Here is a 14,002-nt window from a genome sequence, read left to right as displayed (position 1 = left end):
ATATTAGTCAGTTTTCAGTAAGGAATTGACAAAATTATATCAGAGTGGTCAGTCGGCTTTTTTGCCCGTCCGACCACTCTGTTTTTTTTAGAAAATATATAAAACAATAATTGCAGCAACGTTACAAACAGAAATTTATTATAGGCAATAAATATTCAAAAAGTCGTTTTTAGAAAAAATAACATTCTAAAAACATGAATCAGAAAATGCTTTTTTTATTAGCGGCTTTAATGCCGGCGATGATTTTTTCTTGTAAAAGAAATAACGAACCAACACCGAGTGTAACCTATCCCAATTTTTCGCAATTAAAAGTAGGTAACTATTGGATCTACGAACAGTTCGATATTAGTTCTACTGGAGATGCCACATCAAGAAATATATTCGACAGTTGTTATGTCGAAAAGGATACCATTATAAAAGGAAATACATATTTTAAAATTGTAAAGCCACTGTGGTATGATAGAACTAAAAAGGAAGTTTTATTTCAGAGAGATTCTTTACATTATATAGTAAATTCAAATGGGGAGATATTATTTTCTTCTCAGGATTTTACAAATGCATTAGAAGCCTGGTACATTATCAGTCCAGTATATGATACCATTAGTAGAATTACAAGAAAAATGACAGATAAAGGAATTGCTGTAAGTACATTTGCAGGAACATTTAAAACATTGAATGCGCAAGAAACACATGCAATGTATCCTATGTGGACATCTGCTGGCAACCCGAGATACAGAGATGCAAGATATGCAAAGAATGTTGGAATTGTAATTGAAACACTTCTCTTTTTCGTATCAAGTCCGGATTATGCAGAAAGGCGATTGGTGCGTTATCATTTAAATTGATGTTGTAATATATTCATATTGCAACATCAATTAGTATCAGTCAAGAATAAAAAATGCCGGTCTATATAGCCGGCATTTTTTATTTATTTAATCATTAGCCCCTAAGTAAAATTAAAACCCTGCCTTGATATAACTCCAGCCTTCGTGCTGTCTTACGATCAGATGTGCAATAGCAGAAGGTACAACCGAACAAAACGATAGGATAGAGGTACTGCTTAAATTCTTTTGATTGAGTGAATTCTTACAGACTAAAAATTGAATTCCTCTTTCATGTAACTGCTCTAAGGTATTTGTCAATGGTGCATTCTGTAAAATTAAATCAATACCCGGTCCGTTCATTACAAGTTCAATCGAAACAGATGGCAGTGCATTTAAAATATTATTGAGCTGACTGATCGTAGCTTTCTGAACCAATATATCATTGCTTGAAAGTTGAATGACTACTTTATATGCAACTGACATCTATTCAGATTATTTTTTATTTCGCTTTACAGTTACCGTTTCACCACCGATGCCCCAGTTGTCTGTTGAAACTTCGTCAATTACAACAACCGTGGTTTGCGGATTTTTATCCAGCACTTTAACAAGCAGATCTGTAACGCCTTTGATCAATTCAGCCTTTTGTTCAGCGGTTACGCCTTCATCTGTAATTTTAATATTTACGTACGGCATGGTTCGAATATATGCGTTTATAGAAAACTAGTTATTGATAAGGCTATGCATTTTGTTGCGGTTGTGCTGCATTGATTGAGCTCAATACTTCATTTGTTACATCTTTACCGCCAGTCAAATTAGTATACAACGCACCAATTGAATAGATCGGTCCCCATGGAATACCCCACCAACCAAATACCAATGTAGATAGTGTATGAAAGATACTGTGTCTGGTAGTAGATTCGCCAGCCTTAATAAAGTACACATCACTGCTGTGCTTAAAAGTCATTACAATAATGGAAAAACAATATTGAAATACTACAAATTTAGCACCTCGAGCTAATTCTCTGTTGATGTCATTGTTTGTTAATCCTTCTACATTTTTAATTGCTGCCATGGGGGATGGGTTTTTATGGTTTATAAAAATTACAGTTTTAAAATAGTAAACTCAACTCGACGATTTAGTTTTTTTGTTTCCTCAGTATCGTTACTGGCAATCGGTTTCGTTCCGCCAAAGCCTTTGGTAGTGATCCGTGTATGTACGATGCCTTTATTTATTAAATAATCCCTCACAGTGTTTGAACGGTCCTGAGACAATTTTAAATTCAACTCGGGGTTACCGACATTATCCGTATGGCCATCTATTTCAATAGACATGTTGGGATTGTTTTGAAGAATAATAAATAATTTATCAAGTTCCACATAAGACTCCGGACGCAGTGTTGCTTTGCTCATATCAAAAAAGATATTATTCAATTGTACTGTTTGGCCAATCTCAATGGGTACTAAAAATAGATCCTGGTTGATCTCTTTGTATTCAGCAACTGTTGTCAGATCAATATTGTTTGAAACAGGAATAAAATTGCCGCCATTAGCATTGAAGCTGTATTGAACACCATAAGGCAATGTTATTCTATAATTACCTGTAACCGGATCTGAGATTGCCTGTCCGATCTCTTTTCCTGTAAGTAAGGAATGATAGGTAATGCGGGCAGATACAGGTTGATTCGTTTTTGCATTGATCACTTTACCGCTGATCAAAACTGTTGGATTGGGTCTTTCTGTATGGGTTAATTTTATGCGTACAATGTCGTAGCTAAAACCATATCCTGTCTTATCTGAAACCATATAGGCGTATTCACCTCTAGCATCTAAGGTATAATATCCATCCCAGCCGGAACTATTCACATTACTATCTAAGTTTATAGGAGCAGACCAGTTTTTCCAGGTATCATCTAAACGTTTGGTCATCCAGATATCTCTGCCTCCTTTACCTCCCGGTCTGTCAGATGAAAAATACAATGTGCTATTATCAGACGCCATAAAAGGAGTAGACTCTGTAAATTTTTTTGTATTGATCGATTTTATATAAACAGGTTTTGCCCATTGATTGGGACCGGTTTTAAAAGATACGTAAAGATCATTAATTGACTCATCGTTGTAATTCAATTTGCTAGATTTAGAAAAAGCAAGTATCAATGTTTTTCCATCCGGACACATCCACATAGCCGTTGCATAGCCTCGGCTCATGAAATCGTAATCCTTGATGTTCATTGCTTCGGGTTCACTCCAGCCGGTTGTTGTTTTCATCACATACGAAAATCCGCTTCCTGTATATTCTCCATCGTGATATGCGCCACGGATGTATATAATATTGCCATCGGCACTTATGCTGGAGATGCTGTTATACCTGCGCATATTAAATGGCTTCGACATACGTTTACCTCTTGTCCATGCACCATTCACATCTTTTTCTGAATACCAGATATCTTCTGTGTCTGAATAATAATTGGATTTTGTATTGGCCGGATGTCCTTCAATCACATAATATAAGATCTTACCATCCGGAGAGATAATAGGGGAAACATCATTGAATTCAGTATTAATGTTAGGGCCCAGATTACGGCGAATAGAATCCTGCGCATGAATAACAGGGGTGACACATATTGTAAATAAAATCAACAAAAAGAATTGCTTCATAGTAAAAAGAAATGAGTATTGATTTATAATCGGATGATAACGTAATCTAATTATAAATCAATACAAAGCCTATCATTTAATTCTTGAATTTCTTTACCATCAAGGCTGCTATATGTCCTCCAAATCCAAACGTATTACTGATCGCTATATTTACTTCTTTAGAAACTGCTTCATTCAATACGATGTTCAATTTGTCGTATCCATCTGCAATAGCAGTTGTATTGATCGTTGGCGGGATCATATCTTTCTGGACAGCCTGGATACAAATGATTGCTTCGATCGCACCGGCAGCACCAAGCAAATGCCCGGTCATAGATTTGGAAGCACTGATCGATGCATTCGATGCATCACCAAATAAGCGCTGAATTGCTTTCAATTCACTTTGATCACCGATGGGAGTAGAGGTCGCATGTGGATTGATGTAGTCTACATCAGCAGCCGAAATACCTGCGTCTTCTAATGTTAATTTCATACCCATATATGCACCATCACCTTCCGGATGTGAGCCTGTTAAATGGTATGCGTCTGCACACATACCACCGCCAATCACCTCACACAGTATGGTAGCACCACGCTTAACAGCATGCTCATAATCTTCGAGTATAATTGCGCCGGCACCTTCGCCCATAACAAATCCGTCTCTGTTCGGATCAAATGGTCGTGAAGCTGCTGCAGGATTTTCATTTTGCGTAGACAAAGCCTTTAATGCTCCAAAGCCACCGATAAGACTTTCATTTATCGGAGCATCCGAACCACCTGTTATGATCATGTCTGCCTTATTCCAGCGAATGTAATTAAAGGCATCGATTACAGATGTTGTAGAAGATGCGCAAGCGGACACAGTAGTGTAATTAATACCGCGCAAACCATATTTAATGGAGATCACTCCGGATGCAATATCGACAAGTATTTTAGGGACAAAATAGGGATTGAATCGGGGAGTACCATCACCTTTTGCATACTCCATAATTTGTTCCTGCGTTGTAAGAATACCGCCGTTGCCAGATCCCCAGATTACGCCGATACGATCACGGTTCAATGCATCAAAATTTATATTTGCTTGTTCAATGGCTTCCTTCACAGATACCAATGCATATTGTGTAAACAGATCGTATTTGCGCGCTTCACCTTTTTCAAAATGATCTAATGGATTGTATCCTTTAATTTCGCAGGCAAACTTTGTTTTGAATTTTTCTGTATTGAAATAGGTAATGGGTGCAGATCCGCTTTTACCGGCAATTAAATTATTCCAAAACTCTTCTGATGTATTTCCAATGGGTGTAAGTGCTCCTATACCCGTAACAACTACTCTTCTCATGTAACTATTCAATATATTCGATTGGTAAAAATAACGGAATCTTGGCAAATAGTAATCCACAAAACCCAATTAATGAGGTTGAAGGGTAATTTTTAATCAGACTGAATAGTGATTTTTTATATCAATTGAAAAGTGTATTTTGAGTTCAAATTAAGAGTTAAATGGAAAAAATACATGCAACCACCGTTGTTGCAATCAGACATAACGGACAGTTATCAATAGGGGCAGACGGACAAGCAACCTTAGGAAATACAGTAGTCAAAGGGCATGTCAAAAAAGTCCGGAAGCTAATGGATGGCAAAGTATTGTGTGGCTTTGCTGGTTCCACAGCCGACGCTTTTACGCTACTGGAACGGTTTGATGAAAAGCTGACTACCTACAACGGCAATATGAAACGTGCTGCTATTGAACTTGCCAAAGACTGGAGAACTGATCGCTATTTGCGTAAGCTGGAAGCCATGATGATCGTGGTTAATAAAGATGAACTGCTTCTTATTTCAGGTACAGGCGATGTGATTGAACCTGATAATGATATCTTATCCATCGGTTCAGGCAGCATGTATGCACAATCTGCAGCAGCTGCTTTGAAAAAACACGCAACACATTTATCCGCACCGGAAATGGTTAAAGAAAGTTTAACAATTGCAGCAGATATTTGTATCTATACAAATCACAATTTTATTATTGAAACAGTTTCAATATGATTACCATTTACCATAACCCACGATGTCAGAAAAGCAGAACGGCATTGCAGCACATTCAAACAGTAGATAAAGATATTAAGGTTGTTGAGTATTTAAAGAATCCTCCTTCAGCGAAAGAACTCAAGGAAGTATTAGAACTTTTACAACTTAAACCATTGGATATCGTTAGAAAAAAAGAGCAGTTGTTTATTGATGAATATAAGGATGGTTCCTATACAGATACACAATGGTTAAAAATCTTGGTTGAAAATCCGATATTGATTGAACGTCCGATTATAATAAAAGGCGACAAAGCAATCATAGCACGTGATGAAACAAGTTTAAAGAAAATTAAATAATCAGCATTACTTTTTATGATAAAGAGAAACATATTTACACTGATCTTATTATTTTTAACATTGGTTTCCTTTGGTCAATCAGATACTCCATCAAGAAAAATAGTTAATATAGGAACCTTTATTGGTATCGGTGGTGCATCCATATCGCCAATACCCACGCTTGATCTGCGTTATAGAGGTACAACACTTCGCATCGCTCCCGGGTATAAGTATAATGGGCTAGGTATTACGCAGGAGTTATTTCCTTTGTCTAAATCTTTTTATAATGTGTATTGGCTGGCTTCAGCCTATTATGTTCAGGGTACGCAAGAAAATGTACATCCCAATGTTACTACAGATTATACATCGATCTCTGGATTAGTAGGACTTAAATACTACATGGGTACACGCTTTTTTTCTGAACTTCAATTAGGAATTGAAAACAGAAAAAAAACAACTCCCGGTTATGATGCAACAACTAAAACATCTCCGTATTTTGAATTCGGAATTGGAATTAATCTCTTTAGAAATTATCCTAAGAAAACAGTTGTAATCAATGCCGACGAATAGATGAACTTTTTAGCACACATATTTCTTTCGGGTAATGATAACGAGTCTATGATAGGTAACTTTATAGCAGATTCAGTTAAAGGAAAAGAAATATTGGCATATAGTACAGAGATTCAACAAGGCATTCAATTCCATCGTTTCATTGATCATTACACAGATACACATGCAATAATCAGCGAAGGAAAAAAAATCCTCTCTCCTTATTTTGGTAAATACAATTCAGTAGTGATGGATATTTACATGGATCATTTTTTAGCTAAAGATTGGAATACGTATTCAAACGTTCCGCTCGTTGCATATTCAGATTCTGTTTATAAAATTCTTACTACGCATAAAACGATCCTTCCTGAGCGTCTTCAGGAGATGCTTCCTTACATGATAAAGCAAGACTGGCTAACAAATTATGCTTATTTTCATGGTATGGAACAGGTCTTTAAAGGCATGTCAAGACGGGCATCCTTTGTTTCACATATGGAAGATGCAACGTCTATATTAAAACTTCATTATCAGGAAATGCAGGATTGTTTCGATCATTTTTTTCCGGATCTGATGCAGGCATCTAAAGAATACAATAAATAATCAAATATATCTTATTGATTTAAAGATATTTAAAAACGTGGCACATATTTTGAACAGAATTAATTCAGAATTGTTTCTCTAATTCAACAATTCATATTTCTGATTGTTACTATTCAAACTTTAAATTGTAACTTTATCTTAAGACTTATCAAATCAACGTATAATATAAAATAAACTACTATTATGAAAATCATAATTTCAAAATTATCATTCATTGTATTTCTTGTTTCAATGTTTGCAGCTGCAAATACATTCGCACAGAAAGAAAAAGGAGGAGCACCAACCGTGACATATGTTAATGCTGATGCAGTTTTGAAAAAAGTTTATACGAAAGAAGAATTGGAATTGTTGGGTAAACTTGAGCTTACAACCATCTACCAGGAACGTATTGCAATCATTACTGAAGTATTACCTTATTTAGCTTTACATAGCAAACCAGGTGCGACGTTAACAGATATGAGCATTCCTCAAACGCCAGCTAATTTATCTCACCTTGAAAAAGAAGTTAAAAACAAACAGGTATATGTAGCTTCTGTAAATGAAACGCTGGTTGATATTATTCCTTACGCTGATAAACAAAACATCATCTGGTCTATCTTGTTTTTCCAGGACATCATCTTACGTTCTTCTAATTACAATGTAAATACTTCACCTGTTACAGTTGCACCAACTACAGGTCAGTAATATATCACACTCATAAATACAAAGCCTCCGTTAAAAATTTAACGGAGGCTTTTTTATATCTTTATTCGAAGTAAAGGATATATAATGGTGTTGGTTGCATTTGTTTTAGGCCTTGAAAGTGCTAAGATAACCTAAGCACTAAACCCGGACAACCCATTAAATTTAATCATTTCGTGCGGACTTGAAAGCACCGCCATTAATATTATCAAAGAAGCCTACAATAAATGCTACCTATTGTTAGGCCTTGTTCTTCATCTCGAAAATACCGGAAATCTTTTTTGATTCCATTTAGTAACTAAACTCAATCGGGAATCTAAAAATTCCATCTGTTTATGAGAACTTTTTGACTTTAATATATTTTTGAAATCATTTATCCATAAACGATCATCAAATCCATCCAAGCGATAGTGTATAATTTCGATTCTTTATTTTTAGCATTCCATAATAAATATTGATTCGTAAATCCAGATTTGGAGATTATTTGAATTATATAATTTCCATTCTTTAGCATATACTTTTCAGAATAACAATAAGCTTTTTCATTGAATAGAGGTTGATTAATATTAGCAATAATAATATCTAATGAATCATTATTAGAATATTTCAATTGGGTTGACAATAAAAAATTATCATTAATTATCAAAGTATCCGAGTTCTCAATAAAAAATAATACAGAATCCATATTAATACAACTACACGGATCGTCCGAAATTGTGATTATATTACTTGCTTTAGAAATCGATTTATTGATATCGAAAATTGAAATCAATAATAAAAATGATCGTATAAATGCTGCACTAAAAATATTCATATTAAAACTATTTACAGATCGGATATATCCCGTATTAGGCCTAACTAGTATATATACGCACCAAGGTGCATTTAGATTTCATTTATCCAGATAAGATAAAGAGAGTTTTATAACATCCATAAAAAAAGTCTCTCACTAACAAACAGCGGGAGACTTTTTTTGATTATTCTAGAAACTTATATCTAGTAACTATACACTATTTACGCTTCATTCAGTGAACGTAAATCAACAGGTACCAATCTGGATACACCTTGCTCTACCATCGTAATACCGTAGATAATATCTGTACTAGACATTGTACGCTTGTTGTGCGTTACAATGATGAATTGAGATTCACCAGAGAACTCACGAATGATGTTGTTGAACTTATCAATGTTAGCATCATCTAACGGAGCATCAACCTCATCAAAGATACAGAACGGTGCAGGTTTGATTAAGTAAATCGCAAATAGGAGAGAGATCGCAGTAAGCGTTTTTTCTCCACCCGACAATTGATTGATCGTCAACGGACGTTTACCCTTCGGTTTGGCCATAATATCAATTGCTGAATCCAATGGATTTTCCGGATCTACTAATTTTAAATCACAGCTATCTTCATCTGTAAACAACGAACGGAATACACGAATAAAGTTGTCTCTGATTTTTTCAAATGCATCTAAGAACGTTTCTTTAGCAACCGCATCAATCTCACTAATGGTTTGCATCAATGACTCTTTTGATTTTGCAAGATCTTCTTTCTGCGTTGTAATAAATACGTGACGTTCCTTGATCTCTTGGTATGCTTCCATCGCCATTGGGTTTATAGGTCCCAAACGATCTAAGCTGTTTTTGATCTTAATTACTTTTTCTTTTAGCTCTTCTTCAGAAGGTAAATTTTCTTCCGGATCTTGATTTGCAAGAATGTCATCCAAGTTCAAATTGAATTCAACATTCAATCGTTCTTTGATTGAGCTTAATCCAAGCTTCGTTTCCGTAACTCTATTTTGTAATGCAACAAGGGCTTCATCGCATTCTTCACGTAATCTACGTACTTCTTTAACTTCTTTCTCTACTTCATCAATACGTACACGCGTGCTGTAGTAGTCCTTCTCTGCTTCGTGAACTCCGAGTTCAATATTTTCTTTTTCTTTATAGAACGAGATCAATTCATCTTCACTCACATCCGCACTATCAACCATTTGACGGATCTCGCCATTTGTATTTTCAAGTTCTTCGTGATTTTTTGTTATACGTTCTTTGCTTTGATCAAAAGTGGTTTGCTTATATCCAATTTCCTGTTCTAAACTATTCACTCGGTTTTGCTGCTGATGGAAAACAATGTTCTCTTGATTGTATACAGCAGATTTATTACTTAACTGAGTAGTTTGTAATGTAAATTCCTCGTTTAATAATTCTAAGCGTTCTTCAAAACCTTCTAAATCTTCTTTACCAGCTTTTGCTAAAGGTGTATTGATTTCAATATCTTCTTCAATTTTGGCAATCTTCTCTAATACATCTTCTCTGCGCAAACTGTTGTCAGATAGCATGGACGCCAGCTGCTCTTGTTTTGTTTTCAGTGTAATGTATTCGTTGTTGATCAAATTGATCTCTCTGCGAAGTTCTTCAACTTCAACTTTCTTTGTGTTTTCTTTTAACTGATAGAATTGCTTTAACTTTGAATCAAGTATCAAACGGATATCTTCGATATCATCTGTGATCTGCTTGATATCCGTTTCAAGCTTCTCCATGTTCTTAGCACGTCCGATACGCTTACCTTCAAACAAACCTACAGAACCACCGGAAATGCTATACTTACGTTTCGCAAGTTTACCATTTTGGGTAATGAAAACAGCTTGCGCATCATCCGGAATGATTTCCTGATTTCCAGTAATAATATATACACCATCAAGGATGTATTGGATCAAGCCTTTGTATTTATTGTCATACTCCACAATATCCAATGCGGATACACAGTTATCGTATGTTTTTTTCTGAGATGATTGGAAATTACTAAAACGTGTTTGTACAAAGAAGTTTGCTTTTCCTTTTGCCGCGTCACTTAATAAGTTCACTGCCTGAACCGCCTGTGCTTCATTCTCTACCACATAGTAGTTCATGAACGATTCCAGGTAGTTCTCTATACACAGTCTATAAGATTCGTCACACGTTAAAATGTCTGAAAGGAGCGGAGTGTCTTTACCCCATGAAGCATTCTTCTTCAAGAATTTAATTGCTTCAGGAAAACCTTCCAGATTCTCAACCATTGATTTTGTTAAATTAAATTCATTTTGTTTTGAATCTAATTTTCTATTAGCCTGTGTTAATTGCTCACGAATTTGCTCAATATCTTTTTCAAGTGTGAGAACTTCTTGCTGAACGCGTTCATCTTCCGATTGAATGGTTTCTAATTCAGCCGTTTTAATATCAAGGTTTCTTTTTACTTCTGCAGCTTTTGTTTCAAAGTCTGAAAGGTTTGCAGAATGTGCAGATGTATCGCTTGTTGTTTTATCTAATTCCTGTTTTAAAGCAGATAATTGGATCGCATAAATTTCAAGCTGTTTATTTAATTGGTATACTTCTTCTTGCTTGTGTTTATAAGCATTCGAAGCATTACCAACTTCTTCCTGAAGGATCTTATTTTTCTCTTTTTGCTCTTCGTATTCTGCTTTTAGTTTTTCAACTTTTAAAGAAATTTCTTCGAAAATCTTTTCAGCTGATTCTTTTTCATTTGTTAAACTCTCCAAACTGAAAGCAGCTCTATCGTTGCTTTGTTTGTCAAGTTCAATCTGATCTGTTAACGATTTGCTTTTATCGTTCAAGAAACGAAGGCGTTCGTTCTTGATTTTTTTATCACTTTCAAATGAACGGATCAAGTTCACATGTTCGTTCAATGTTTTCTGACGATCGGCTAATAATTTTTCTTTATTAACCATCTCAAGCTTCACACGTTCAACATCGCTTTCTTTCTCGTTGATCTGAGAGTTGTATTGCGTGCGCAAATCTGTTTGTTCATCCAGCTTTTTGTTCGTGCCAAGAATCTCATCGCGCTGAGATTGTACACTTACTTTTGCCAGATCAATGCTCGCATTTTTATAATCTTCTTTGATCTCGTGATATTTCTCTGTCTGCTTCGCTTGCTTCTCTAAAGACTTTAAGTTCTTGTTGATTTCAAAAAGTAAATCTTCAACACGCTCTAAATCTTTATCTGTTTCTTCTAATTTCTTAAGCGTTTGTTTTTTACGCATTTTGAATTTAGAGATACCTGCAGCTTCTTCAAACAACTCGCGACGAGAACCATCTTTATCGTTCAGGATATCATCAACCATTTTCAATTCAATGATCGCATACGAATCCGAACCGATACCGGTATCTAAAAACAGGTCATTGATATCTTTCAAACGGCACGTAACGCCATTCAACAAATATTCACTATCGCCGGTACGGTAGTAACGACGGGTGATGGTAACCTGAGAATATTCTGTCGGTAAAAGGTTTTTTGTATTGTTAAACGACAACGAAACCTCTGCCATTTGTTGTGGCTTACGGTTTTTAGTACCGTTGAAAATAACGTTTTCCATTTTGTCGGAACGCAGGGCACGTGTACGCTGCTCACCCAATACCCAACGGATAGCATCAACTACATTTGACTTTCCACAACCATTCGGACCTACAATACCGGTAATACCTTCATCAAAATTAATGACTACTTTATCACCAAAACTCTTAAATCCTTTAATTTCTAACTTACTTAATTGCATAGAACTCGCCTCTCTTGTCAATTTTAATCTTTTAAAAGTAAGATAATTAGAAGGGAGATACTGCCCCCATTATACCCGTTTATCAACAGTTTTATACACAAAAACACAAGTGAATATTTTTTTATGTATCTTGTATCCAGCAAATTAGTTAGACGCGTATGGATTTCGATTTTAAGATAATATTCTGGGTGTTGGCAATCGGGTTTTATATTTATACCCAGATAAAAGACTCCTTAAAAAAAGACAATCGTACGGATTCGATACCGACTCCGATTCCAAAACTACCATCCATTCCAGGTATGAATCAAAATCGCACGGAATCCAAACCAATTGCTATTCCTACGATTACGTATTCGACTCCCGTATCCAAAAGATACCAGAGTAAATACAATAGAGCAGAAGAGATAAGACGTAAGATTGAAGGGCCTGAAAAAGAAAATACTGACATCGTATCACGCGAAGCATTCTATAAGCAAGAAGTACAAAAGCCTATAGTTGTTAATTACGAAGAGCCACAAAATAATCCGTTAGATAGTCCTTCAATATTTGGTGTGGATCAGCACTTGAAGCCTTACGAAATGCAAGCAAAACAAAAGCATCCATTGATAACGTTTCTTTCTAATAAAAATAATTTGAAAAATGCGTTTATTACGGGTGAGGTGTTGAGGAAACGCGACTAGGACACGATTCAGACAAGATTAAAGGATTGCAGGATGGACAGGATTACCAGTGGTACTTCATGTTAAGATCATTAGTTAGTTATAAGCGACTATAATCCAATTTTTCTTTTAATCCAATGAATCCTATTTTAGACAAAAAAACTAAAGAGCAGCTGGTAATCCTGTCCATCCTGCAATCCTTTAATCGTGTCAAGATACTGACAAAAAAAAATATCCCGTCTCGATAGTTATCGGGACGGGATATTTTTTAATATTTTTTCAATCCAAATTATGCTTTCGCGTCAGGATTAACCAAACGTATAATATGCATATAGTGTAATACTTTTATAACAGGGTAGGTAGGATCAAATTCAAACCACTTCATCGCGAAGTTTGGTCTGCTGCCATACATATGGTGATTGTTCTGGAATAACTCACCACCTAATAACACGTCCAATGCAAGTGTATTTCTTGACGCATCTTTGTTATCATAGTTTTGGTAGCCTAATTTATGTCCGAACCAGTTAACAATAGCACCGTGTACAGGTCCCATTAAGAAATGGATTGGTAGTAATAAATATAAATACCACATTGTAGGCGGTACAAAGTAAATGTAGAATAATACATACAGTGTTCCCCAAACAATACGAGAGATCCACATATCACCAAGTTTGTCGATTAACGTCCACTCAGGTAAATTTTTATTGAATTTATCTTCAACTTGAGCTTCTCTTCTCAATACTGCATTGTAGATATCTTTTGTCTTCCACATCATTACAAATGCATTTCTTGAATATAACGGAGAGTGCGGATCTTTTTCAGTATCACTATATGCATGATGCATTCTGTGAAGTGCCCCATATGCTCTTGGTACTAAATAAGAAGACCCTTGAGTCAGATATAAGAAAATAAAGAAGAATTTCTCCCAGAATTGATTCATCTTAAACATTGCGTGCGCAGAATATCTGTGCAGAAAGAATGTTTGGCTGAACAAAGATAAATACCAGTGTGCAACAAAGAAGATAATAATGGGCCAGGCTGTACCGTACATTGTTTTTGGTTAGTTTGGTTTGTATTACAACATCAAATTTAGTGAATTTGTTGCTGAAAAACAGGATTTATTTTAAGATGTATGTTTTTTGTT

14 protein-coding genes are annotated in these 14,002 nt (G+C 35.5%); 7 read left to right on the top strand and 7 right to left on the bottom strand.

Features of this window, described 5'->3' with window-relative positions:
- Positions 1-194 precede the first annotated feature (194 nt).
- Positions 195-845, top strand: a complete 651-nt coding sequence (locus tag A3EE_RS0110385) for a hypothetical protein (protein ID WP_018343379.1) — start codon at positions 195-197, stop codon at positions 843-845.
- Positions 846-956: 111 nt separating this feature from the next.
- On the opposite strand, the gene A3EE_RS0110380 is transcribed toward A3EE_RS0110385, so the two are convergent.
- The 5 genes from A3EE_RS0110380 to fabF all read right to left on the bottom strand — a co-directional run bounded on the left by A3EE_RS0110380 (position 957) and on the right by fabF (position 4,797).
- Entirely contained in the window at positions 957-1,307 is a 351-nt protein-coding gene (locus tag A3EE_RS0110380) for a DsrE family protein (protein ID WP_018343378.1), read from the bottom strand.
- A 9-nt stretch (positions 1,308-1,316) separates the two neighbouring features.
- Positions 1,317-1,517, bottom strand: coding sequence for a tautomerase family protein (locus A3EE_RS0110375; RefSeq protein ID WP_018343377.1), 201 nt, complete (start codon positions 1,515-1,517; stop codon positions 1,317-1,319).
- 43 nt (positions 1,518-1,560) lie between these two features.
- Positions 1,561-1,896, bottom strand: coding sequence for a hypothetical protein (locus tag A3EE_RS0110370; RefSeq protein WP_018343376.1), 336 nt, complete (start codon positions 1,894-1,896; stop codon positions 1,561-1,563).
- 29 nt (positions 1,897-1,925) lie between these two features.
- Positions 1,926-3,479: an OmpA family protein gene (locus A3EE_RS0110365; protein WP_018343375.1), complete on the bottom strand. Its 1,554-nt coding sequence runs from the start codon at positions 3,477-3,479 to the stop codon at positions 1,926-1,928.
- A 76-nt stretch (positions 3,480-3,555) separates the two neighbouring features.
- Positions 3,556-4,797 (bottom strand): beta-ketoacyl-ACP synthase II, encoded by a 1,242-nt coding sequence (gene fabF, locus A3EE_RS0110360; protein ID WP_018343374.1) that lies wholly within the window; start codon positions 4,795-4,797, stop codon positions 3,556-3,558.
- A 161-nt stretch (positions 4,798-4,958) separates the two neighbouring features.
- On the opposite strand from fabF, the gene hslV reads away from it, so the two are divergent.
- From hslV to A3EE_RS0110335, 5 genes are all read left to right on the top strand, one after another.
- Entirely contained in the window at positions 4,959-5,501 is a 543-nt protein-coding gene (gene hslV / locus A3EE_RS0110355; RefSeq protein ID WP_018343373.1) for an ATP-dependent protease subunit HslV, read from the top strand.
- Entirely contained in the window at positions 5,498-5,839 is a 342-nt protein-coding gene (arsC, locus tag A3EE_RS0110350; RefSeq protein ID WP_018343372.1) for an arsenate reductase (glutaredoxin), read from the top strand. Before hslV ends, arsC begins: the two co-directional genes overlap by 4 nt.
- A gap of 15 nt (positions 5,840-5,854) precedes the next feature.
- Complete coding sequence (locus A3EE_RS0110345; protein WP_018343371.1) at positions 5,855-6,388, top strand: hypothetical protein; 534 nt, start codon at positions 5,855-5,857, stop codon at positions 6,386-6,388.
- Positions 6,389-6,967 carry an acyl carrier protein phosphodiesterase gene (locus A3EE_RS0110340; RefSeq protein WP_018343370.1) on the top strand — a complete coding sequence of 193 codons (579 nt, stop codon included), beginning with the start codon at positions 6,389-6,391 and terminating at the stop codon, positions 6,965-6,967.
- A gap of 183 nt (positions 6,968-7,150) precedes the next feature.
- A complete protein-coding gene (locus A3EE_RS0110335) occupies positions 7,151-7,651 on the top strand; it encodes a hypothetical protein (RefSeq protein WP_018343369.1) in 501 nt (166 codons plus the stop codon).
- 1,011 nt (positions 7,652-8,662) lie between these two features.
- On the opposite strand, the gene smc is transcribed toward A3EE_RS0110335, so the two are convergent.
- On the bottom strand, positions 8,663-12,199 hold the full coding sequence (gene smc / locus A3EE_RS0110325; RefSeq protein WP_018343367.1) for a chromosome segregation protein SMC: 3,537 nt from the start codon (positions 12,197-12,199) through the stop codon (positions 8,663-8,665).
- 158 nt (positions 12,200-12,357) lie between these two features.
- Here smc and A3EE_RS0110320 point away from each other — a divergent pair, with 158 nt between their 5' ends.
- The gene (locus A3EE_RS0110320) at positions 12,358-12,879 is read left to right on the top strand and encodes a hypothetical protein (protein WP_018343366.1); all 522 of its coding nucleotides are present in this window, start codon (positions 12,358-12,360) and stop codon (positions 12,877-12,879) included.
- 268 nt (positions 12,880-13,147) lie between these two features.
- Here A3EE_RS0110320 and A3EE_RS0110315 read toward each other — a convergent pair whose 3' ends face one another.
- Positions 13,148-13,909, bottom strand: a complete 762-nt coding sequence (locus tag A3EE_RS0110315) for an acyl-CoA desaturase (protein WP_018343365.1) — start codon at positions 13,907-13,909, stop codon at positions 13,148-13,150.
- Between the last annotated feature and the right edge of the window lie 93 nt (positions 13,910-14,002).

The sequence above is a fragment of the Cytophaga aurantiaca DSM 3654 genome (assembly GCF_000379725.1).
GTDB classification, from domain to species: domain Bacteria; phylum Bacteroidota; class Bacteroidia; order Cytophagales; family Cytophagaceae; genus Cytophaga; species Cytophaga aurantiaca.
Note: the sequence above shows the minus strand (reverse complement) of the source record. Positions and strands in the feature narration are given on the sequence as shown.

What these genes read in the sequence shown, in the direction of transcription:
- A3EE_RS0110385 (WP_018343379.1), top strand. Translation starts at nt 195, where the DNA reads ATGAATCAGAAAATGCTTTTTTTATTAGCGGCTTTAATGCCGGCGATG.
- A3EE_RS0110380 (WP_018343378.1), bottom strand. Translation starts at nt 1,307, where the DNA reads ATGTCAGTTGCATATAAAGTAGTCATTCAACTTTCAAGCAATGATATA.
- A3EE_RS0110375 (WP_018343377.1), bottom strand. Translation starts at nt 1,517, where the DNA reads ATGCCGTACGTAAATATTAAAATTACAGATGAAGGCGTAACCGCTGAA.
- A3EE_RS0110370 (WP_018343376.1), bottom strand. Translation starts at nt 1,896, where the DNA reads ATGGCAGCAATTAAAAATGTAGAAGGATTAACAAACAATGACATCAAC.
- A3EE_RS0110365 (WP_018343375.1), bottom strand. Translation starts at nt 3,479, where the DNA reads ATGAAGCAATTCTTTTTGTTGATTTTATTTACAATATGTGTCACCCCT.
- fabF (WP_018343374.1), bottom strand. Translation starts at nt 4,797, where the DNA reads ATGAGAAGAGTAGTTGTTACGGGTATAGGAGCACTTACACCCATTGGA.
- hslV (WP_018343373.1), top strand. Translation starts at nt 4,959, where the DNA reads ATGGAAAAAATACATGCAACCACCGTTGTTGCAATCAGACATAACGGA.
- arsC (WP_018343372.1), top strand. Translation starts at nt 5,498, where the DNA reads ATGATTACCATTTACCATAACCCACGATGTCAGAAAAGCAGAACGGCA.
- A3EE_RS0110345 (WP_018343371.1), top strand. Translation starts at nt 5,855, where the DNA reads ATGATAAAGAGAAACATATTTACACTGATCTTATTATTTTTAACATTG.
- A3EE_RS0110340 (WP_018343370.1), top strand. Translation starts at nt 6,389, where the DNA reads ATGAACTTTTTAGCACACATATTTCTTTCGGGTAATGATAACGAGTCT.
- A3EE_RS0110335 (WP_018343369.1), top strand. Translation starts at nt 7,151, where the DNA reads ATGAAAATCATAATTTCAAAATTATCATTCATTGTATTTCTTGTTTCA.
- smc (WP_018343367.1), bottom strand. Translation starts at nt 12,199, where the DNA reads ATGCAATTAAGTAAGTTAGAAATTAAAGGATTTAAGAGTTTTGGTGAT.
- A3EE_RS0110320 (WP_018343366.1), top strand. Translation starts at nt 12,358, where the DNA reads ATGGATTTCGATTTTAAGATAATATTCTGGGTGTTGGCAATCGGGTTT.
- A3EE_RS0110315 (WP_018343365.1), bottom strand. Translation starts at nt 13,909, where the DNA reads ATGTACGGTACAGCCTGGCCCATTATTATCTTCTTTGTTGCACACTGG.